Here is a 21,131-nt window from a genome sequence, read left to right on the forward strand (position 1 = left end):
TGCATTCAGAACTTTGCGTTTTTACTTTCCGGATCCTGTCCCTGTGAATGCTGCCCGACCTGCGACTGCTACTTTTGTTAAAATTATAAAACCTGTCCTGCTGCCCTTTCAGTCCAGTGCGCTGATGACTTATTGCCTGCAGATCCTGCTGGTGTTTTTAGGTACTACTTTCGGTCTGAAATTTCTGGGTTATGAGTTCTTGATCGTTCCAGTAACTTTAGGGGCAATTGCCACGGCACTGACTGATTTTGATGACCGGCTAAGCCTGCGTTTGCGCAACCTGTTACTGGTCATCATTCTGTTTTTTAGTGTCAGCAGCATTCTGGAATTTCTTGCTCCGCATAAATTCTGGTTTGCACTGTGGCTATCCCTGTCGAGTGCGCTGTTTATTCTAATGGGTGCCTTAGGCCAACGTTATGCCACAATTTCATTTGGCACCATTTTACTGTCAATCTATACCATGTTCGGCCTGGGCGAATATCAGCACTGGTATGAACAGCCACTTTATTTTGTCATTGGGGCGCTATGGTACGGCCTGACGTCTATTCTATTTTTTCTGCTGCGTCCTACTTTGCAGGTTCAGGAAAATCTCGCACAAAGCTTGCAGCACATGTCGGATTTACTGCTAAGTAAAGCCAAACTGTTTGATCCGGACCAGCATCCGAATGTTGAAAACCTGCTCTATGAGTTGTCACTTAAAAATACTTTAGTCATTCAGAGTTTTAACCGCAGCAAAGATTCGCTATTGACCCGACTCAAAGCTTCGCGTGCCAATCGTAACACCATTTACTGGCTGAATCTGTATTTTCTGATGCAGGATATTCATGAACAGGCCACCGCGAATTATCTGCATTATGAACAGATCGAACAGCATTTTAGCCGCACTGACCTGATTTTCCGGATTCAGAAAAATATCCGTCTGCAAGCCCTTGCCTGTCAACATTTGGCAGAATGTGTATTGCGCAATGAAAAATTTTATCTGTCTGCAGATGATGAACAGGCATTAAAACATTTACAGGAATCGATGCAGGACTGGATTGCCCAACACCCACAGAATATTGAAGTTAAAAATTTACAGCTTATTCTGGCCAATCTGCTGAGTGTACATGAGCAGTTACAACACCTGCATGATCAACAGGCACTGTATAAGCCACGCTATCAGCAGCATTTTGATGACCTGAGCCTGTTTGATGATGATATTCGCGATAGCACAGATCTTTGGCTGAAACTCAAACCACACTTAAGTTCGCAATCGGCACTCTTTCGGCATGCGGTGCGGATTGCGATTGTGTTTTTAGTTGGCTATGCCATTTCATTATTACCTTTTGCGAAAAATGGCTACTGGATTTTACTGACCAGCCTGTTTGTCTGTCAGATCAGTTATTTTGCCACCAAAAGCCGGCTCAAATTGCGGACTCTGGGAACATTATTGGGGGTCATGCTGGGTGTTCCCATTCTGTATTTTGTACCAAGTATCGAAGGACAATTGCTGCTGACAGTGATTTTTGGTGTCGGTTTTTTCTATCTGCGTTCCAAAAAATATGCCATGGCAACCCTCATGGCGACCTTGATGGTACTCCTGATTTTCAACCTGAAAGGTGCCGGTTATGCCATTATTTTACCGCGTATCATTGATACCCTCATAGGCTGTCTGATTGCCTGGATGGCAGTAAGCTGGATCTGGCCTGACTGGAATTTCCGTAATATTTCCAGCAATATTAAAAAATCATCGCTTGCTACACTGAACTATTTTGCTGCAGTGGTCGAGCAATATCGAAACGGTAAAGATAACAGTATTGCTTACCGGACTGCACGGCGTCTGGCCCACAATGCACAGATTGATTTATCCAGCATGATTTCAAGTCTGAGTACCGAACCGAATCCAGATCCGCAACTGGTCAAAAGTGCCTTTCGCTATCTGGTCTATAGTCATAGCCAACTCAGTTATATTGCAGCATTGGGGAGTCACCGTGAGCAGGTTACTGATACACAAATTCTGGATTTAATGCACTGGTGCCAGCAAACCTTAACTGGGGTATTGCTGCAACAACAGCCTTTAGATACCTACGACATCGATCATAAACTGGCAGAAATTCAACGCTTAAGTACCCAGGAAAACCAGTCAGCACATCTGCTTTTGGTGTTGAAACAGATCAGTTTATTGCTAGAAACCTTACCGGAATTACTAAAATTACGTCATGAATTATTAGGTGCCGAGATTAAATAACCAACTGCCTTACTTGGTTATAACTTATTAAAAATATTGAATATATCTTTATTATTAAGATTCAATATTCAGGTGATATTCGGTACACTCAGAACTAATTCGGTTAAATCAATATGTATTATGAACATCAAAACTTTGCGTCTGGTCGGTTTGCTTGAAGGGATTTCATTCCTGCTGCTGTTATTTATCGCGATGCCAGTGAAATATATGATGGATAATCCGATTCTGGTGAAATATGTCGGCATGGGTCATGGCGTACTGTTTGTGCTATTTCTGGTGGTGTTATTTGCGGTATGTGAAAAACAGAAATGGTCTCTCAGCATGTTTGTGATGGGTTTAATCGCTTCGATTCTACCTTTCGGTCCATTCCTGTTTGATATGAAACTGAAGAAGCTGGAACAGCCCGCTGAAGCTTAATTGTAGAATCCTAATATAATTAGATCAGTCAAAAGAAAATTCTCTCTCCCTTTGGGAGAGAGTTAGAGAGAGGGAACTTATTAAATACTTAACCTCACCCTAGCCCTCTCCTAAAAGGAGAGGGAAATTCAATACTGAACATATGATTTCAATAATTTATAATTTCCCTTAATAAGGAATCAAAACTCCCCACGCTCCTGTCTTTCCAGCATTAACTGTTTGAGTTGCATGCGTGGCAAAGTAAACCACAGTGCAATCAGAATCAAAGAGGCAACACAATAGGCCCAGATATCGTAGGTTTCATACGCCATTCTTACTGCTTCAATCACTACAAAAAAGCTGAGCATCAGGATAATAGAAACCGTCGCGGCCACCGTGCCTTTGGACACTTCAGAAGACATCAGTGCAAAACGGTACAGTACCGAAAAACTTACACCCTCACCGAGACTGATACAGGTGGTACCGATAATCAGGCAATGGACAAAATACTCTGGAATCAATAAGCCCAACATCAATAAACCTGCACCTAACAGCATCAATGGCAGACCCAATAATACGGTTTTGCCCAGCGGTATTTTATCGATAATTTTCAGCAGAATCAGATTACCTGCAATCAGACCGCCCAAGACCGGAAACTGCGCCAGACCATATTGCACACTACTGAATCCAAATTGCTCGACCAGAATCACTGGTGACAATGCAATCCATAACATCAAAGGCAGACTCACCAAAGGCAAGGCTACAGTCATAATCACAAAGCGCTTATTTTTTACAACCTGTTTAAAGTCATCCAGAATATAGCTGACCGGCTGTCTGGGAATACTGACTTTCAGATTTGGCATTTTGGCTTTTAGGCCGAACCAGCTCAGAAATGACAGAAATGCAATGCCGATAAAACCCCAATGCCAGGAGATATGATCAATCATAAAGGCACCCAGCACTGGTCCTAGCAAGGGTGCCAGCAAAGACACATTGGCCATCAGTGCCATGACTTTGATGGCATCACGTTCTTCAAAGCTTTCCTGAATGGCGGCATAACCTACAGCAGTAATAAAGGACAGGCCAAAGCCCTGTAAAAAGCGCAGGAATAAGAAACTTTCGATATTGGGTGTTAATAAAATAGCCAGACAACTGAGGGTAAAAAATGCCACACCGCCGAGCAGTACCATTTTACGTCCGAGACGATCGGACAATGGCCCCAAGATCGCTGCGACAAATGCCCCGCCCAACAGGAAAAAGGACATGGAGGATGGTGCCCATGAACTACTCACGCCAAAATCACGGGTAATCGCCAGCATGGCCGGTTGAATCAGGTCATTACAGATATAGACTGAGAATTCAAATAGGACCAGTGCCAGCGGGAACATGAGTGTGGCACGGGTCAGTTTTTGGGTTTGGATTTTTTGCATGGGAGTTTTTATTGTCAGTCTGCCCGTTTTAACAGACTGAACTTTGTCTAAAATAGAAAGAAATAATTTTAGCAGATGAGATATTCAAACGCTCTGAATAAATATAACTGATCGTAGAGATAATCTTCCAAATAAAAAAGCGCATCCTCTAGATACGCTTTTAACCAAAATCTGTCTAAAGATCAAACACTATTATGGACAGACTGCTTTCTGGAAAGTCTTGGTATTTGAACCTCGTGCACAACGATACAACTTCTCGGTATTTTCCAGCATCCAGCTGTTATCTTCCCGTTTAAAATAATAAATGGTCTGTACTGAACGTACCGAATCATCCATTAACCCAGTTTCAGTGACTTTGACCTGTCCAATCGTGGGCGACTCTACCTTGTCAAAGAACTGGCGCAACTCAACTGTTGCCAGTTCCTTACGCAAGTCCGGTCTTAATTGTAAAACCTGTTCCAAAGGCGTATCCGAAGATGACTGTACCTTTGCAATGACCTGTTGAGCAGTTGCACAGCCTGAACCCAGTATACCAAAAGCGAGAGTTGCGACTGCCAATATCCGGAACATATTATTTAACCCTTTATCGTCATTCTTATTCCAACCTATCATGCCGAGCTTCTTAGTACAAAACCATTTAGACTCTGTAACTGTCTTTACACAGCAATAAAAAAGCGCACCTTTCGATGCGCTTTTTTCAATTCCGACCGATTAAAGATCGAAAAGTTTACCCGGATTCATGATGCCATTTGGATCAAACACTTTTTTCAGCGCTTTCATATATTCGATTTCTTCCGCAGAACGCGAATATTCGAGATATGGCTTCTTGGTCATGCCCACACCATGTTCCGCAGAAATTGAACCGTCATATTTTTTCACGGTATCAAAGACATACTTATTCACTACCTGACATTTGGCAAAGAATTCGTCTTTGCTTAAGTTTTCAGGTTTCAGGATATTCAAATGCAGGTTACCGTCACCGATATGACCGAACCAGCAGATTTCAAAGTCTGGGTAATTCGTTGAAACAATCGCATCAATTTCTTTAATGAATGCAGGAACGTGCGTGATCAGAACTGAGATATCATTTTTATATGGAATAAACGGCGCGATAGATTCAGAAATATCTTCACGTAAACGCCATAAACTTTCTACTTGATCAAGGCTTTGGCTCATTACGCCGTCCAGCACCCAACCTTGTTCCATGCAATGCTCGAAGATTTCCATCGCCTTGTCCATAATCGTTTCAAACGGCGCTTCAAACTCAAGCAACACATAGAAGGGACATTCAGTTTCAAATGGACGCTGTACATGACCATTGGCCAAGACTTTTTGCATCGCCAGTTCACCAAAGAACTCGAACGCGGTTAAATCAATTTTCGCCTGGAAGGCATGCAATAACGGCATGATCGCATCAAAGTCAGGTACACCCAGTACCATCACTTGCAGGTCTTGCGGTTGACGTTCAAGCTTGATTTCTGCTTCCGTCACCAGACCCAGCGTGCCTTCACCACCAATAAATAAATGTTGTAGCGCATAACCGGTTGCATTCTTGATCATACCTTTGTTCAGACGCAATACATCGCCCTTACCCGTCACAACGGTCAGGCCAAGTACCCAGTTACGGGTCATGCCGTATTTAATCACTTTGATGCCGCCAGCATTGGTGCCGATGTTACCGCCAATTTGCGATGAACCTGCCGAAGCAAAGTCAACTGGGTAATACATGCCCTGCTCTTCAGCATAGTTTTGTAACTGTTCAGTCACCACACCTGCCTGTACACGCACCATGCGATCTGCCGGGAAGAATTCCAGAATCTGGTTCATCTTATCCATGCTGACCACGATCTCACCATTGGCTGCGACTGCACCTGCAGAAAGACCGGTACGACCACCCGATGGAGTCACTGCAACGTTAAATTGGTTCGCCAATTTAACGATGTCTTGAACTTGCTCAGTGGACGATGGAAAAACGACGACTGACGGGTTTGGATCAAAGTGCTTCGTATGATCGCGACCCCAATTCTGGAGGCTGTCCGTATCGGTTTTAATACGGTTTTCACCCACAATTGCAGTCAATTGGGTCAATAACTCAGGGGTTAAAGCGACTGGAGCATTCATCGTTTGCAGACCTAGCATGATTTAAACAAGAGAGACTTCGCTGGTTCATTTGCACATTTTTTATGCATAAAAACATGGATACAAATCAGGCGAAACATGGTTATTAAAGCACCGGATCACGCTGCTTTAAAAGCATGGCGCAATATTATAAGCTATTTTTTGGTGTTTCCGGCGAAAAATGACAATTTTGATAATATACCTTTGAAAATGCAGATTTAAATCAAACACCATGATCATTATTATCAATATATCTTGCCAGAATAGCTGATGTGAGCGTCATTAAGGAAATGTATAAGTGCGCTTTTCCTGTGCTATTATACCGCGACTAAATTTGGCCTTTGTAGCGGAGCCGTAATGAGCCAACATCTATCTCTACCTAAAGATAAAATCCGTTTCTTGTTGTTAGAAGGCGTTCACCAGAATGCAATCGACACTCTAAATGCTGCTGGATATACCAACATCGATTATCGTAAGACTGCGCTTGAGGGTGAAGCGTTGAAAGAAGCGATTAAAGATGCTCACTTCATCGGTATTCGTTCCCGTACTCAATTGACTGAAGAAGTCTTTGAAGCTGCGAACAAACTGATTGCTGTCGGTTGTTTCTGTATTGGTACCAACCAGGTGAACCTGGACGCTGCAATGCGTCGCGGTATTCCAGTCTTTAACGCACCTTACTCAAATACGCGTTCAGTCGCTGAACTTGTACTTGCTGAAGCAATTCTTCTCCTTCGCCGTGTACCTGAAAAATCAGCAGATACACACACAGGCGGCTGGAACAAATCTGCAGTTGGTTCGTTCGAAACACGTGGTAAAACTTTAGGTATCGTAGGTTACGGTTCAATTGGTTCACAACTTTCTGTACTTGCTGAAAGCATGGGTATGAAAGTGATCTATTTCGATACAGTGACTAAATTGCCTTTAGGTAATGCACGTCAAGTCGGTAGCTTGGGCGAACTTTTGGCAAATGCCGATGTGGTTTCTCTACACGTTCCTGATGTTCCGTCTACACGTAACTTCATGACCAAAGATCAGTTCGCGCAAATGAAAGAAGGTTCAATCTTCATCAACGCGGCACGTGGTACCTGTGTCGTGATCGAAGACCTGGCAGATGCGATCAAATCTGGTCACATTGCTGGTGCTGCGGTAGATGTATTCCCGAAAGAGCCTAAAGCAAACGGTGAAGAATTTGTTTCTCCACTGCGTAACCTGCCAAACGTGATCCTGACTCCGCACGTGGGTGGTTCGACCATGGAAGCGCAAGCGAACATCGGTCTGGAAGTCGCTGAGAAATTTGTAGCTTACTCTGACAAGGGTATGACGCTTTCTGCGGTGAACTTCCCAGAAATTGCATTGCCATTGACTGAAGGCAAACACCGTTTACTGCACATCCATCAAAATATTCCGGGCGTGTTGTCTAAAATCAACAACCTGTTTGCTGAACAAGGCATCAACATCTCTGGTCAGTCACTGATGACTAAAGGTGATGTCGGTTACCTAGTGATGGATGTAGATGCTGCTGCATCTCATGAAGCACTTGATATGCTTTCTAATGTTGAAGGTACAATCCGCGCACGCGTATTGTTCTAATTCAAGATTTCAAAGAAACCACAGCTCTCGGGCTGTGGTTTTTTGTTTTTAAGGTTTGTATTTTTAATACCTTTTTCAGCTTATGCTGCTCTTCCGCTATTCGAGAAATCGAAACCTATTTAGTCATGCTGAATTTTAAAATTGCACCAATGGTGCAAGCGCTGCTGATTCTGTTGATCGCCATGATCAGTATGCAAAGCAGTGGCTCCTTTGCCAAATATCTGTTCGGTCAGTTTCCCATCCTGACCGTTTCAGCCATGCGTCTGCTGTTAGGCGCTATGATTTTGGCACTGATTTTTAAAATTTGGCGAATCCATTTCAGACAGATCAAGTGGCCAGCCATTATCAGTTATGGCATTGCTCTGGCCGGCATGAACCTCTTGTTTTACCTGTCGATTGATCGCCTGCCGCTGGGAATTGCTGTCTCTTTTGAATTTATTGGCCCCTTAAGTGTTGCCCTGTTTTATGCGCGGCAAAAATTCGACTTTGTCTGGGTCGGTCTGGCGATTCTGGGCCTGGTTCTGCTATTCCCTTTTGATCAGGCTGCCCAGCCGCTTGACCCGATCGGGATTGCATTTGCCCTAGGTGCCGGTGCTTGCTGGGCCTTATATATCGTTGCCGGCCAAAGACCTTCAGGCGTTTCTGGCAATCATACTGTATGCTTGGGCATGTTTGTCGGTATGCTGGTTTTGATGCCGATTGCGCTCTTTGCAGGCATGCCGGCACATACTTTTGAACCGATGAGTTTGCTGTATTTTGTGGCTTTGGCAGTACTGGCCAGTGCCCTGCCTTTCACTCTGGAAATGATCGCACTGCGTAATTTAAGCGCACTCAGTTTCGGCACCTTGATGAGTCTGGAACCCGCTATTGCCGCACTCTCGGGGCTGGTCTTTCTAGGTGAAACCTTGTTGTGGACACAATGGCTGGCATTGGCCACGATTATCAGTGCTTCAGTGGGTTGTACGGTGACCAGTCAAAGAAGAAAAAATACAGTTGAGCACTTTTAAATTTAAAATTCGTTATAAGAAATACTACTCACTTTGAATTTAAAAAAATATTAGCTGGAAAAGCCTACTCAAAGTCGATAAATTCAGTCTAATACTCTTCTAAGATCAAAATTTTCTCTTTTTAAAAGTAACTTTAAATTTAAAATTATTTCCACCCCCTACTCATTAAAAATTAACCGTTTTGCTATAATCCCGCTTTCTTCCATGTCCTGATTACACCTTTCTGGTGTAAGTAACTCCCATGCCAAACGCCCAACTCCTTGCTGTGTTGTACATGGTTTTATCCATGATGTCGTACCAGATCAGTGCATCCTTCGCCAAGCAACTTTTTCTGGTCCTTGACCCTATCACAGTGACCATTTTAAGACTCTGTTTTGCAGCGATCATTGTCAGCGTGATGTTTCGTTCCTGGAAAATCATTCAGCGTTTGCCTTTTTTGAAATGGCGGGATTTACTCTGCTATAGCGCCGCTTTAGGGGTCATGAATATTTTATTCTATTTGTCTCTAGGAAGATTACCGCAGGGAATTGCAGTCGGTCTGGAGTTTATTGGTCCTTTAGGTCTGGCCCTGCTCTCAATCAAACATCGTAGTGATTATATTTGGGTATTGATGGCCATTTTAGGCATTGCGTTAATGGTGCCATGGGGACAGGCCAATAGTAGTAATTTCGACCTTCTGGGCGCCGCCTGTGCTTTAGGTGCTGGTTTATGTTGGGCACTGTATATTTTCTTCGGGCAACGCGTAATTCAGCAGAATATCGGCATGCATGCGCTGACCATTGCCATCAGTATCTCGGCTTTGTGTCTGCTACCTATCGGTCTCTACAACAACACGCCCGCATTGATTGATACGCAACATTGGGGCAAGGCAATTAGCATTGCTGTACTGGCAACAGCCATTCCTTATGCTCTGGATTTAAAGGCACTTCAGCATTTGAATAAAACCAGCTATGGTACCCTGTCCAGCCTGTCTCCGGCTTTGGCTGCACTGGCCGGTTTTGTACTATTAGGCGAAAAAATTACGCTTCTTCAGACCGTGGCACTGATCTGTATCATGCTGGCATCAGTCGGCGTGACTGTACGTGCCGCCCGTCAAGGATCGGGAGAAAAGAATACCTAAAAGGCTTATTGGAATTTGAACAACTAAATATATCTCATCATTAATCTCTTCACTTTATACCTTTGATATAACTAAAAAAATAGATGAATGGATAAAAATCTCATATCTCCAGATAAAAAGATGATCAGATGCCCTAGTTGCAATAAAGAGATTTTTGATACGCGCGTGTGGCAAGGATGCCACATGTTACCCATCACGACAGGACGTCGTGTATGGGTAACAAAAGACTTTTGCCTACTTTGGGTCTTTCCAAAGTAGGGAGATTGCCTACACAAAAGCATTTAAATTTTTAAGAAATAAGGCTGTACAATCATCTTCTTAAGCTAAACATGCATAACGATTAACTCAAACATCTAATTTGAGTTATAAGTTATGGAAAAGTAGCTAATCAAATGTCATCTTTTCGATGTTTAGTTTTGTACCAGCATATCTTTTTTCATATATTTATAACGCTGGTATTCATTCTGGTACTGTACTGCTAAAGCGGTCTTCTGCTTTTCATCCAGAATTTTACCGGCCTGCTGGAAGAAACCATGTTCCTCTTCTTTTAAGTGATGATGCACCTTTTCGGAAAGTTTTTTGGCCATGGCAATCCAGCCTGGATTACTCAATTCAGTTGCAGTTAATTCCTCGATCATTTCATCCATTTCATGATGTTCGGCCAAGGCATGGCGGGTAATATTCAGGCCCGAATCGGTCATCATCAAGGGAATATAAAAATAACGGTCTTCCGCAGCTTCATGGGCAAACAATTCATTTTTCAGTTGCTTGAACAGCTCGCGGCGTTCTGGTGTATCCCCGGAAGTCTGTAATAGTTTTTCTGCAAGATTACGCTGAATCTCATGACTCTCTCTTAATGCTTCAAAAATAGTCGTCATTCCGATATTTCTCCAATTGTTTTATTTTTCATATCATTGATTCTAGAAGATTTTCAGAACAGGTTCAGACACAGTTTATACAGTGATTTGTTAAGAAATTTTAATATCGAGAATGATTTACATCGGGTCTAGACCAATATAAACATCTGGTATGCCATCCGGCAAATCAGCAGACTGACCAGAATCAGGAATAAAATCCGGATAAAACCACTGCCATATTTAAATGCCAAACGTACCCCGACCAAGGAACCACAAATATTGGCCACCGCCATCATTGTCCCGACCATAAACAGCACATTGCCACTGGGAATAAAAAAGCTTAAGGCGGCCAAGTTGGTGGTGAAATTGGCAATTTTCGATAAGGCTGATGCATGCAGGAAGTCAACGCTTAAATAGCGAATAAAAAAGAAAATAAAGAAACTACCGGTGCCCGGACCAAAGATACCATCATAAAAGCCTATCGCCAGACTGCCCAAAGCGGCCAGAATCAGCATTTTCCGATTCAGTTTTTGTTCAGTATGCACTTGACCAAACTGTTTTTTCATTAAGGTATAGATTGCGATCACGATTAACATGACCAGCACAAAAGGCTTAAGGATCTCGACTGGAATTAGCGTAACGCTGGCTGCACCAATAAAAGAACTGACAAAACTGCACAGTGCAATCACGCCCAAGAGCAACCAAGGCAGTTTTACCTGACGCAGGTAGGAAAATGCCGCAGAAGCGGTGCCACAAATGGACGCGAGTTTATTGGTGCCAAAGACCGTAGCAGGCTGTAAATGCGGTAAACTCCCCATAATTGCCGGGATCTGGATCAGACCACCACCGCCTACGGCAGCATCAATCGCCCCTGCAAAAAATGCAAAGACAACCAGACTGATGATGATCTCAATTTCCATATATTGACTCGATTAGAGGTTCAGAACGCGTTTGGGTACCAGACGTTTTTTGTCAGTAATTTCAGCCAGACCCAGACATTTTTCACCATCAAAAACCAGCACCTGTTCAGCTGCTTCATGTTCGATATTGCTTTCCATGCCGCGGCTAAAATATTCTGCGCGACCTTCGGGTACCTGCACTTTTGGAAAATGATCAACCGGTGCATAGACCGGCAACAACAGTGCATCACGCTCTGCTTCGCTCAGGCTCTCCAGATATTCAATGGTATAACTTGGAATCAAATCAAAATGGCCGGTTTTGATGCGGTGCAGATAAGTCAGATGGCCATAAGTTCCCAGGGCTTTGGCAATATCTTCCCCCAAAACCCGGATATAAGTGCCTTTAGAACAGGTAATATCCAGCGTGATACTGTTCTCCGTAAAGGACAACAGCTCAATTGCCAAAATGGTAATCGGACGTGCTTCACGCTCAATCTCGATACCTTTGCGCGCCAGTTCGTATAAAGGACGGCCTTCTTTTTTCAAGGCAGAATACATCGGCGGTACTTGCTGGATATCACCGACAAACTGTGCCAATGTGTCCTGAATCAAGGCTTCCGAGAGTTCAGGAACTGCTTTTTCCAGAAGCACCTCGCCTTCCACATCCCCCGTGGTGGTGCTATGTCCCAAAAATACGGTCGTCTGATAACGCTTGACCGAATCTAATAAATAATGCGAAAACTTGGTCGCCTCTCCCAAGCATACAGGCAATAAACCGGATGCCAACGGATCCAGCGCACCGGTATGTCCGGCTTTTTGTGCACGGTACAACCAGCGGACTCTTTGCAATGCAGCATTGGAACTGATACCCAAAGGCTTATTGAGCAGGAAGACACCACTGAGATGACGACGCTGAATTTTAGGAGATGATGCTTTCATGGCAAAAAATCAGACATTTTATAAATTGGCGCCATGGTAAAACCCTGCGAGAGGATTTACAACTTTTCTATAGTCTCTAATGATTTTTATGGCATATTGAGCCGGCTTGAACATCTAAAAGCTTTAATATCTAAAAGCTTGAATATCTAAAAATAATGAAATAACGAGAAAATAGGTGCATAGGATATGCAGAAATATAAAATATGGATCATTCTGGCGTTGCTGGTGCTATGCATCCTCACACTGATCTTATGGCTGTCCCCAAAAGAAAATACCCAGGCGGATACCGGGACAAAAATGCCTATAACTGAAACTCAGGCAGAACAAACCGCACTCTTGGTCAATGGCCCTGCCAATGCAGCTTTCCCCAGTGCCAGCCAGCAAGATACCGAAATTAATTGTCAGATGCAGCTAGACGCCAGCAACCGTCTGATTGTGAATGAACAGACCCGCAACTGTTTTGAATATTTTATTACCCAGTTCGGTGAAAAAAATCTGCAGCAGATCCAACAGGATTTTAAAGCCTATATTCGCCAGAATCATAAAGAGCCTGCACTTTCGCAAATTCTGGATTTATGGGATCGTTATATCCAGTACCGTCAGGGTTTGGGCCAGCTCACTGTACCGGCAGGGCTGAATCAGGAAGATCCTGCCTATTATCGCAGTATCTATAACAGTACCCAGAATTTGCGCCAGCAGTACTTTTCCAAGTATGAGATTGAAGGCTTGTTCGGCACAGAAGATGCCTATCATGAATATACCCTGGACCGGATGAGCATACTGGCAGACAAAAGCTTAACGGAAACTGAAAAAGCCCAAAAGCTCAAAGCACTGTTTCAGCAACTCCCGCAGGACTGGCAGGAAAATCTGGAACAACTGAATAAACTGGAAGACCTGCGCAAACTCACCGCTGATATTAAAGCCCGTGGCGGTTCCAGCGATGAAATCCGGCAAATGCGGATTAATCTGGTCGGTGCTGAAGCGACACAGCGTCTGGAACAACTGGATGTGCAACGCAGCGACTGGAAAAACCGGGTGACTGGCTATTTAGATGAACGGGATCAGATTACCCAGTCCGGCATGTCCGATACTGCAAAGCAGCAAGCGATTGCCCAGCTTCGCAGCAAACATTTTAATACACCGCAAGAACAGCTGCGGGTAGAAACCTTTGAACAGGTTCATGATCAGGGAGCCAAGCTGCCCTTTGCTGACTAAGCCTAAAAGCCATCACCTGTTGATGGCTTTTTTATAAATGCCCTTTTGATAACTTTATATTTTTTCTCAAAATGATCTTTTATAGTTGTTTCTAAATATTTCGAATTTACACAAAATAACTTAGACAAATTTCAATTATTTCAAAGACTTTTTATTTAAATACATCTGCAAATAAAACACATACTTACAATGTAAATTCCTCCTGTCCTGCATGTCCCCAAATGACATGGTTTTAGACCTCTGAAGTGAAAAAATACCGCTTCATTAAAAGAAAATTTGCTTAGCCACTGAAGGCCGAAACTGTATTTTCATCGTCTGATTTGTGGCTTGCGACACTCTACAAAAAGCAATGATTGCTTGAATAAAGATAGAATTAAAAAAGGGACAGCTATGCATACTTTCAGCAAGACAGCCCAGTTACTGACTGTGGCTTTAGCGACTACTCTGGGATTCAGTTTTTCTGCACAGACTCAGGCTGCAGCGAGTGCAACACAAGTCATCGAAAAGAGCCGGTCTGACTATGCCAAGACCAAATATCCGATCCTGATGGTGCATGGCTGGTTAGGCTGGTCACGTATTGGCACCGATAGTATCGGGCTGGATTACTGGTATCAGATTCTGCCCGATATGGCACGTAATGGCTCTACCGTCTTTGCGGCACAATTGTCTCCAGCAAATACAACGGCGCATCGCGGTGAACAACTGGTTCAGCAGGTTGAAGATGTTCTGGCAATTACCGGCAAGAAAAAACTGAATTTGATTGGTCACTCTCATGGCGGACCAACAGTACTCTATGTCGCAGCGACCCAACCGCAGTATATTGCGTCTATCACTGGCGTTGCAGGAACCTACCATGGCTCCAAAGTCGCAGATGATATTCAGAACAATAGCCTGACGCGTACCGCCTTTAACATTTTAGGGGATTATATTATTGGACCATTGATTGCACTGGGTCAGTTTAAGCCTGAACTGGAAATTGATTTTGATGCTTCCATGAAATCCCTGACCCAGACCGGTTCAAATACTTTTAATGCCACAGTGGCGCAGCAGGTGGTCAAAGATGGTGTATTGGCGTCCACAGAAAACTGCAATAAAAATTTAAAACAGAAAGACAGTAAAGGCATTCATTATTATTCATGGACGGGTGTGGCCCAAGCCACCAATGCACTGGATATTGACACGATCCTGATGCAGCTCGGCCCTTTATCTTATGGCAGTAAAGACAATGACGGCATGGTGTCACGTTGTAGCGCTTTCATGGGCAAGGTCATTCATGACCAGTACAAACTCAATCATACTGACCTGGCCAACATGATGTTTGGTCTGAAGGGTATGTTTGCACCCGATCCGGTCGCCCTCTATCGCCAACATGCCAACCGGCTCAAATTAGGAGGTTTATAACCCAGAGTGCCTATATTTCAGTTGAGATATAGGCTTTTTTTCTGGTTCTTTTTATTTAACCTATCATTGTTCTGGAAGCTGCAATGAAAAAAATAATCTATCACTTGAACCTTTTACTGTTAGTTTCCATATGGACTGGCCCTGTGCAAGCCGCGGCATTACAGCAATACAAAAGCAATTTTGTCCTCTCGAGTTATGCCAGGACAAAATACCCGATGGTCTTTGTGCATGGTTTTGGTCTGGGTTTTAACCGGATTGGAACGGAGAGCATCGGTCTGGATTACTGGTATCAGATTCCCCAAGACCTGAGCCGGCATGGTGCATGGGTATTTTCTGCCGAATTGTCTGCTGTCGCATCCAATGAACTGCGTGGCGAACAGCTCTTGATGCAAATTGATGAAGTACTGGCACTGACAGGTCATAAGAAAGTCAATCTGATTGGGCATAGCCAAGGTGGCCCAACGATTCAATATATTGAGGGCATTACGCCGCATAAAGCTGCCTCTTTAACCGCCATTGCAGGCGCTATGCAAGGCACACCGGTTTTTGTCAATGCCGGCCAGACACCCCTCCTTGAGCCCTTTATTCAGGCCATCGGTACGATTCTGGGCCACAGCATGAATCTGGTCACGGGTAACCAGTATCCGGTCAGTATGATCGAGGCACTGGAAGCTATGAACCCAGAGGCGATTCAGGCTTTCAATATGAAATATGGCTCCTCTGCCATTCCCAAAGACTGTCAGTCTCAGGGCAGCAAACTCACGCCAAATGGAATTTACCACTATTCCTGGATGGGCAACCGGCAGGCAACCAATTCCTTGGATGTGATTGAGTCTACAGTCGTGACTTTAGGTAGCAGTTTCCTGAAAGGAGAAGCCAATGATGGTGCTCTGCCGCTGTGTAGCGGACGTTATGGCCAAATCATCCGTCAGGACTATGCCCATAACCACTTTGATGAAGTAAACCAGTTTTTTGGCATTTTGGGTCCTTTCGCGCAGGATCCGGTCGCACTGTATCGCCAACATGCCAACCGGCTCAAGCTGCAAGGCTTATAAATCACTTATTTTATGAATAGATCATCTTTATTAATTAAAAAAACTTAGGAAACTGAGTCCCTGCTACATAGGGGAACTTTAGGCAACTGGATGAGGATCATCCCGTTAAAACAACAAAAGTGAGGAAAATATAATGAAATTCGGAATATTAATCACCGGCCTGCTGCTGGCGGGTACATGTCTCAGCACCCAGGCATCCACCCAGGCCAGTCAGGTCACAGCAAAAGCCAGTTCACAATATGCCAAGACCCAATATCCGATTGTCTTTGCACATGGTATGGCGGGTTTCATCCGGATCGGTACTGACCAGTTTGGACTGGATTACTGGTATCAGATTTTACCGGATCTGGCGCGTAATGGCGGTAATGTCTGGGCAACACGTGTCTCGCCTTTTAACTCATCGGAAATTCGGGGTGAGCAACTTTTAGAGCAGGTAAATGAAATTCTGGCCATTACCGGTGCAAAGAAAGTCAATCTGATCGGTCATTCCCATGGCGGCCCGACCATTCGTTATGTCGCAGGTGCAGGGAATGGAATAGTCGCTTCCCTGACTTCTGTCGGTGCTCCGCATAAGGGCTCCCCGGTTGGAGACCTGATCCTGCAAGCAGAAGGTACACCGATACAAGGGCCTTTAGTCGGTGGTATCAACCTGGTGTCTAAGGCCATCACCTGGGCACAAAGTCTGGATCCGAGCAGTTTCCCGCATGATTCTCTGGCTGGTGGTCGCAGCCTGACCCTGGCAGGATCTGCTCAATTCAACCAGAAATATCCGCTCGGTATGCCAACCACTGCCTGCGGTGAAGGTAAGGAAAAAGACGGTGATATTCGTCATTATTCATTCACAGGTATAGGTCAAGTCACCAACCCGCTCGATCCTGATTCAGCACTCAAAGTTACAGCTCTACTCATAGATGGCGGCAAGGAAAATGATGGTCTGGTCTCCCGCTGTAGTGCCAAATTCGGTAAAACCATTCGGGATAACTACAACTGGAACCATCTGGATGAAGTGAACCAGTTCCTCGGATTAAAAAATATCTTTGCTCCAGACCCAGTCGATGTTTATCGCCAGCATGCCAACCGGCTCAAATTGCAAGGCCTGTAATTCAATCTCATCCCTGTCATCCCAATGCACAGGGATTTTCTAATTTTTAAACCGCCAAAATGGAACTTTATGAAAATTAGAACGCATTTTATAACCTTATGCTGCGTGTTATTTGCGGGCCAATATGTGCAGGCTTCCAATGTGCAGCAAGCAGAAACCAGATTTGTCGTGTCCAATTATGCAAAAACACAATACCCGATTGTATTTGCACATGGCATGGTCGGCTTTAATCGCATTGGTTTCGATGCCTTGGGCATGGATTATTGGTATCAAATTTTGCCAGATTTAGCCCGTAATGGTTCAACTGCGTTTGCCACCCGCATCTCACCTTTCAATTCCAGCGAAATCAGAGGTGAACAATATGTAGAGCAACTCAAAGAAGTCATGGCAATCACGGGCGCCAAAAAACTGAATTTAATTGGTCATAGTCATGGTGCACATAGCGTGCGTTATGCAGCCGGGGTGATGCCGCAACATGTAGCCTCAGTGATGACTGTGGGCGGCGCCAACCAAGGGACGATTGTCGCTTCTGATGTTATGCGACTTGCCAATCAGACCAGAACATCTGAACTGCTCAATACCCTGATCAGCAGTTTTGGTAACGTCATCATGTGGGCACAAGGCTTAGATGGTCAAGCTTTCCCACATAATGCTCTGGCAGCAGGACACAGCACGTCGATTGAAGGGACAGTCGAATTTAACCAGCGCTTTAAACTCGGGCTTTCGCTGAGCCCATGTGGTGAAGGCAAATATACAGACCAAGGCATTGCACTGTATTCAATGACCGGCAATCAACCCGTGACTAATCTCCTAGATGTCAGTGATGCCGCCATGAAAGCCTTGGATCTACTTTCTGCGAGTAAGGCTGGCGCGAATGATGGAATCGTCTCGGTATGTAGTGCCAAATTTGGTAAAACGATTCGTGATGATTATCCATGGAATCATCTGGATGAAATCAACTTGCTATTTGGCATTAAAGGTACCTTGGCACCTGATCCAGTTGCTGCCTATCGTCAACATGCCAACCGCTTAAAACTGCAAGGTTTATAGAGTTACACAAGCCTCTATTCCTCCAGAGGCTTTTTCTATCTTATTTTTCTCTAAATTTTTTCTTGAAATTTACTTGTTAATCATGATCAAACTGCATATAAAATATTCATCAAATATAAAAAGAACTGTGAAATAAAATAAATGCAGATACGTTCTATAGAAATCAAAAACAAATTTAAAAGAACCTGTCCCTGTTGCAAACGAAAAGTCATTAATCCTTTTCAATTTAAAAAATATGAGCCTTATTATTGCCCCTCTTGTCATCGACATATTATCGCAAATGTATGGATCAGTATTTTACTGGTTATCACACAATGTTTTATTTGCATTCAACTTTTTAATGCAGGATTCCAGTCTTGGGGATATTTTGTATTATTCCTGATGTTTATTCATAAAATTTTCTTGGATATTTTGGATGCTATGATCTTGCCTTTGCAGGAACATTTCGAATAAATCTACATAAAAATTAGGCATAAAAAATGCGCCCAAAGGCGCATTTTTTCACTCGTATAAAGCTTAAAATTAAGCTTTAGTTTTACGAGCTGGTAATTTTTCACGAATACGTGCAGCTTTACCAGACAATTCACGTAGGTAGTAAAGTTTAGCACGACGAACGTCACCACGACGTTTCACTTCGATACCAGCAACGATTGGAGAGTGAGTTTGGAATACACGCTCAACGCCAACACCGCTAGAAATTTTACGTACTGTGAACGCAGAGTTCAGACCACGGTTTTTCTTAGCAATTACAACGCCTTCGAACGCCTGTAAACGCTCACGGTCGCCTTCTTTTACTTTAACTTGAACAATAACTGTATCACCTGGCGCAAAAGCAGGGATGTCTTGTTTCAATTGTGCGTTTTCAATTACTTGAACTAAAGGATGCTTACCGCTCATGGGGTATCTCCAATATGTGCGAGTCAGAAGAGGTCTGATCATCGCTGGGTATAGAGGCTAAAGCGCATACACCCGATTATCTTTCCCTTTATGGTTGACCATCTCAACCATAAAGAGCCTATTAAAGAATACTTAAATCATTTTAAGTACTTGCTTGAAGATAGAAATGATCACTCATTAATATCTTACAAATCTTTTAGCCATTTTTTCTGCTGCTTGGTCAGTTCGACTTTTTCCACCAACTCTGGGCGGCGTTCAAGTGTACGCTGATATCGCTGCAAAAACCGCCATTTTTCAATATTGGCATGATGCCCGGACTTTAACACCTCAGGCACATCCAAACCTTCAAAATGATCTGGCTTGGTATATTGTGGGCAATCTAGAAGACCATCCACAAATGAGTCTTGCACGTGTGACTGTTCATCAGACATGGCACCCGGAAGTCTCCGGATAATACTGTCCAATAAAACCATCGCAGGCAGTTCACCACCCGACAAGACGTAATCTCCAATTGACCATTCCTGATCAACATATTGCTGGATCAAACGTTCATCGACGCCTTCATAACGTCCGCACAGTACAATGATTCCATCATATTTGACAAAATCCTGTACCGCAGTTTCGCTTAAGGTCTTTCCTTGCGGTGACATATACACCACAGGAACCTGAACTGCACCCGCTTGCGTTGCAAGCTCTTTGGCATGCTGGATTGCTTTTGCCAGAGGCTCAGCCATCATCACCATACCCGGACCACCTCCGAATGGACGTTCATCCACCCGTTTATAGTTGCCCGTCGCATAATCGCGAGGATTGATACAATGAATTTGCATCAACTCACGTTTTGCTGCGCGCCCGCTAATACCATAGGCTGTAATCGCTTCAAACATTTCAGGAAAAAGCGTAATGACTGCAAAAAACATCGCAGACTCCCGTATTTCCGAAAAATTCTTAGTAGTCTACGCCCCAATTGACGTAGATACGACCAGCTTCAAGATCAACGCGTTGCACCACATCTTTATGCCATGGGATCATTCGCTCTTCGCCATCAATGCTGTCGGCAGTTGCGCGAACCACCATCACATCGTTAGCACCTGTTTCAAACAGCTCAAAAATTTGACCGAGATTGACTTCTTGTTCCTGATCGTCCAGACCTAACACAGTTAGACCTTTTAAATCAGACCAATAGTACTCATCTACACCTGCTTGAGGCAGTTGCGATTTAGAGATCCAGACATTGGAGCCAACCAGTTCGTCTGCACCAGTGCGATCACTCACACCTTTCAGCGAAACAACCAGGCCTTTACCATGTGGTTTCCAACGTTTTACATCGACAATTTGCCAACCTGCTTTGGTCTCAATGTACCAAGGCAGATAGTCAAATATGTTGCTCATAGGTTCTGTATTGGAATAGACCCAGAGCCACCCATTTAATCCATATGCTGAACGCAACTGTCCAATCTGAATACGATCTTCGGGAACATTCTGTGTTGGTGTCATGGGCAAGCTACTACCTAATTTATATAAAAATTATGCAGCAACTGCAGCTTTTTTAGCTTGAGCAGCTAAAGAAGCAACACGATCAGAAGGTTGAGCACCTTGAGAAACCCAGTGAGCAAAACGGTCAGCATCTAAACGAAGCTTTTCTGCTTTACCTTGAGCTGTCGGGTTGAAGAAACCGATACGTTCGATGAAACGACCGTCACGTGCATTACGGCTATCAGTCACAATGATTTGATAGAACGGACGTTTTTTAGCACCACCGCGTGCAAGACGAATAACAACCATGATAGAACCTTATAGTTTTTACGGATTATCCCTGTACCGACCA

At 43.9% G+C, this 21,131-nt stretch carries 20 protein-coding genes; 10 read left to right on the forward strand and 10 right to left on the reverse strand.

What is annotated here, in order from left to right; all coding sequences use genetic code 11:
- Nucleotides 1-43: 43 nt before the first annotated feature.
- Nucleotides 44-2,227 (forward strand): YccS family putative transporter, encoded by a 2,184-nt coding sequence (gene yccS, locus FTT86_RS03785; RefSeq protein WP_180180685.1) that lies wholly within the window; start codon nt 44-46, stop codon nt 2,225-2,227.
- 120 nt (nt 2,228-2,347) lie between these two features.
- A complete protein-coding gene (locus FTT86_RS03790; protein WP_004645001.1) occupies nt 2,348-2,644 on the forward strand; it encodes a DUF3817 domain-containing protein in 297 nt (98 codons plus the stop codon).
- Nucleotides 2,645-2,823: 179 nt separating this feature from the next.
- Here FTT86_RS03790 and FTT86_RS03795 read toward each other — a convergent pair whose 3' ends face one another.
- The 3 genes from FTT86_RS03795 to FTT86_RS03805 form a co-directional block, all read right to left on the reverse strand.
- On the reverse strand, nt 2,824-4,053 hold the full coding sequence (locus FTT86_RS03795; protein WP_180180600.1) for an MFS transporter: 1,230 nt from the start codon (nt 4,051-4,053) through the stop codon (nt 2,824-2,826).
- A 192-nt stretch (nt 4,054-4,245) separates the two neighbouring features.
- Nucleotides 4,246-4,623: a hypothetical protein gene (locus tag FTT86_RS03800; RefSeq protein WP_004281576.1), complete on the reverse strand. Its 378-nt coding sequence runs from the start codon at nt 4,621-4,623 to the stop codon at nt 4,246-4,248.
- Between the two features lie 141 nt (nt 4,624-4,764).
- Nucleotides 4,765-6,174 (reverse strand): FAD-binding oxidoreductase, encoded by a 1,410-nt coding sequence (locus FTT86_RS03805; protein WP_180180601.1) that lies wholly within the window; start codon nt 6,172-6,174, stop codon nt 4,765-4,767.
- Between the two features lie 354 nt (nt 6,175-6,528).
- Here FTT86_RS03805 and serA point away from each other — a divergent pair, with 354 nt between their 5' ends.
- From serA to FTT86_RS03820, 3 genes are all read left to right on the forward strand, one after another.
- Complete coding sequence (gene serA, locus FTT86_RS03810) at nt 6,529-7,761, forward strand: phosphoglycerate dehydrogenase (protein ID WP_005108551.1); 1,233 nt, start codon at nt 6,529-6,531, stop codon at nt 7,759-7,761.
- 125 nt (nt 7,762-7,886) lie between these two features.
- Nucleotides 7,887-8,768 carry an EamA family transporter gene (locus FTT86_RS03815; RefSeq protein ID WP_180180602.1) on the forward strand — a complete coding sequence of 294 codons (882 nt, stop codon included), beginning with the start codon at nt 7,887-7,889 and terminating at the stop codon, nt 8,766-8,768.
- Nucleotides 8,769-9,009: 241 nt separating this feature from the next.
- Nucleotides 9,010-9,888, forward strand: coding sequence for a DMT family transporter (locus tag FTT86_RS03820; RefSeq protein WP_180180603.1), 879 nt, complete (start codon nt 9,010-9,012; stop codon nt 9,886-9,888).
- A gap of 410 nt (nt 9,889-10,298) precedes the next feature.
- On the opposite strand, the gene FTT86_RS03825 is transcribed toward FTT86_RS03820, so the two are convergent.
- From FTT86_RS03825 to truB, 3 genes are all read right to left on the reverse strand, one after another.
- A complete protein-coding gene (locus FTT86_RS03825) occupies nt 10,299-10,766 on the reverse strand; it encodes a hemerythrin domain-containing protein (protein ID WP_180180604.1) in 468 nt (155 codons plus the stop codon).
- 128 nt (nt 10,767-10,894) lie between these two features.
- Nucleotides 10,895-11,665 (reverse strand): TSUP family transporter, encoded by a 771-nt coding sequence (locus FTT86_RS03830; RefSeq protein WP_180180605.1) that lies wholly within the window; start codon nt 11,663-11,665, stop codon nt 10,895-10,897.
- A 12-nt stretch (nt 11,666-11,677) separates the two neighbouring features.
- On the reverse strand, nt 11,678-12,583 hold the full coding sequence (gene truB, locus FTT86_RS03835) for a tRNA pseudouridine(55) synthase TruB (RefSeq protein WP_180180606.1): 906 nt from the start codon (nt 12,581-12,583) through the stop codon (nt 11,678-11,680).
- A 186-nt stretch (nt 12,584-12,769) separates the two neighbouring features.
- Between truB and FTT86_RS03840 the strand changes: the two genes are divergently transcribed.
- The 5 genes from FTT86_RS03840 to FTT86_RS03860 all read left to right on the forward strand — a co-directional run bounded on the left by FTT86_RS03840 (nt 12,770) and on the right by FTT86_RS03860 (nt 18,406).
- Nucleotides 12,770-13,798, forward strand: a complete 1,029-nt coding sequence (locus tag FTT86_RS03840) for a lipase secretion chaperone (protein ID WP_180180607.1) — start codon at nt 12,770-12,772, stop codon at nt 13,796-13,798.
- Between the two features lie 390 nt (nt 13,799-14,188).
- Nucleotides 14,189-15,199: a triacylglycerol lipase gene (locus tag FTT86_RS03845; protein WP_180180608.1), complete on the forward strand. Its 1,011-nt coding sequence runs from the start codon at nt 14,189-14,191 to the stop codon at nt 15,197-15,199.
- 83 nt (nt 15,200-15,282) lie between these two features.
- On the forward strand, nt 15,283-16,254 hold the full coding sequence (locus FTT86_RS03850; RefSeq protein WP_180180609.1) for a triacylglycerol lipase: 972 nt from the start codon (nt 15,283-15,285) through the stop codon (nt 16,252-16,254).
- Nucleotides 16,255-16,387: 133 nt separating this feature from the next.
- The gene (locus FTT86_RS03855) at nt 16,388-17,356 is read left to right on the forward strand and encodes a triacylglycerol lipase (protein ID WP_005108541.1); all 969 of its coding nucleotides are present in this window, start codon (nt 16,388-16,390) and stop codon (nt 17,354-17,356) included.
- A gap of 69 nt (nt 17,357-17,425) precedes the next feature.
- A complete protein-coding gene (locus FTT86_RS03860) occupies nt 17,426-18,406 on the forward strand; it encodes a triacylglycerol lipase (RefSeq protein ID WP_180180610.1) in 981 nt (326 codons plus the stop codon).
- A gap of 522 nt (nt 18,407-18,928) precedes the next feature.
- Here the strand turns inward: FTT86_RS03860 and rplS are convergent.
- From rplS to rpsP, 4 genes are all read right to left on the reverse strand, one after another.
- Complete coding sequence (rplS, locus tag FTT86_RS03865; RefSeq protein WP_180180611.1) at nt 18,929-19,303, reverse strand: 50S ribosomal protein L19; 375 nt, start codon at nt 19,301-19,303, stop codon at nt 18,929-18,931.
- A 185-nt stretch (nt 19,304-19,488) separates the two neighbouring features.
- Complete coding sequence (trmD, locus tag FTT86_RS03870; protein WP_086044411.1) at nt 19,489-20,223, reverse strand: tRNA (guanosine(37)-N1)-methyltransferase TrmD; 735 nt, start codon at nt 20,221-20,223, stop codon at nt 19,489-19,491.
- A 28-nt stretch (nt 20,224-20,251) separates the two neighbouring features.
- Entirely contained in the window at nt 20,252-20,800 is a 549-nt protein-coding gene (rimM, locus tag FTT86_RS03875; RefSeq protein WP_044109067.1) for a ribosome maturation factor RimM, read from the reverse strand.
- 30 nt (nt 20,801-20,830) lie between these two features.
- Entirely contained in the window at nt 20,831-21,088 is a 258-nt protein-coding gene (rpsP, locus tag FTT86_RS03880; RefSeq protein ID WP_004281198.1) for a 30S ribosomal protein S16, read from the reverse strand.
- Nucleotides 21,089-21,131 lie beyond the last annotated feature (43 nt).

Origin of the sequence: Acinetobacter sp. YH01021, assembly GCF_013420255.1 — a bacterium.
Taxonomy (GTDB): Bacteria; Pseudomonadota; Gammaproteobacteria; order Pseudomonadales; family Moraxellaceae; genus Acinetobacter.

Bases quoted from the DNA above. Each gene is read 5' to 3' on its own strand.
- FTT86_RS03790 (WP_004645001.1), top strand. From the start codon at position 2,348: ATGAACATCAAAACTTTGCGTCTGGTCGGTTTGCTTGAAGGGATTTCA.
- FTT86_RS03795 (WP_180180600.1), bottom strand. From the start codon at position 4,053: ATGCAAAAAATCCAAACCCAAAAACTGACCCGTGCCACACTCATGTTC.
- FTT86_RS03800 (WP_004281576.1), bottom strand. From the start codon at position 4,623: ATGTTCCGGATATTGGCAGTCGCAACTCTCGCTTTTGGTATACTGGGT.
- FTT86_RS03805 (WP_180180601.1), bottom strand. From the start codon at position 6,174: ATGAATGCTCCAGTCGCTTTAACCCCTGAGTTATTGACCCAATTGACT.
- serA (WP_005108551.1), top strand. From the start codon at position 6,529: ATGAGCCAACATCTATCTCTACCTAAAGATAAAATCCGTTTCTTGTTG.
- FTT86_RS03815 (WP_180180602.1), top strand. From the start codon at position 7,887: ATGCTGAATTTTAAAATTGCACCAATGGTGCAAGCGCTGCTGATTCTG.
- FTT86_RS03820 (WP_180180603.1), top strand. From the start codon at position 9,010: ATGCCAAACGCCCAACTCCTTGCTGTGTTGTACATGGTTTTATCCATG.
- FTT86_RS03825 (WP_180180604.1), bottom strand. From the start codon at position 10,766: ATGACGACTATTTTTGAAGCATTAAGAGAGAGTCATGAGATTCAGCGT.
- FTT86_RS03830 (WP_180180605.1), bottom strand. From the start codon at position 11,665: ATGGAAATTGAGATCATCATCAGTCTGGTTGTCTTTGCATTTTTTGCA.
- truB (WP_180180606.1), bottom strand. From the start codon at position 12,583: ATGAAAGCATCATCTCCTAAAATTCAGCGTCGTCATCTCAGTGGTGTC.
- FTT86_RS03840 (WP_180180607.1), top strand. From the start codon at position 12,770: ATGCAGAAATATAAAATATGGATCATTCTGGCGTTGCTGGTGCTATGC.
- FTT86_RS03845 (WP_180180608.1), top strand. From the start codon at position 14,189: ATGCATACTTTCAGCAAGACAGCCCAGTTACTGACTGTGGCTTTAGCG.
- FTT86_RS03850 (WP_180180609.1), top strand. From the start codon at position 15,283: ATGAAAAAAATAATCTATCACTTGAACCTTTTACTGTTAGTTTCCATA.
- FTT86_RS03855 (WP_005108541.1), top strand. From the start codon at position 16,388: ATGAAATTCGGAATATTAATCACCGGCCTGCTGCTGGCGGGTACATGT.
- FTT86_RS03860 (WP_180180610.1), top strand. From the start codon at position 17,426: ATGAAAATTAGAACGCATTTTATAACCTTATGCTGCGTGTTATTTGCG.
- rplS (WP_180180611.1), bottom strand. From the start codon at position 19,303: ATGAGCGGTAAGCATCCTTTAGTTCAAGTAATTGAAAACGCACAATTG.
- trmD (WP_086044411.1), bottom strand. From the start codon at position 20,223: ATGTTTTTTGCAGTCATTACGCTTTTTCCTGAAATGTTTGAAGCGATT.
- rimM (WP_044109067.1), bottom strand. From the start codon at position 20,800: ATGACACCAACACAGAATGTTCCCGAAGATCGTATTCAGATTGGACAG.
- rpsP (WP_004281198.1), bottom strand. From the start codon at position 21,088: ATGGTTGTTATTCGTCTTGCACGCGGTGGTGCTAAAAAACGTCCGTTC.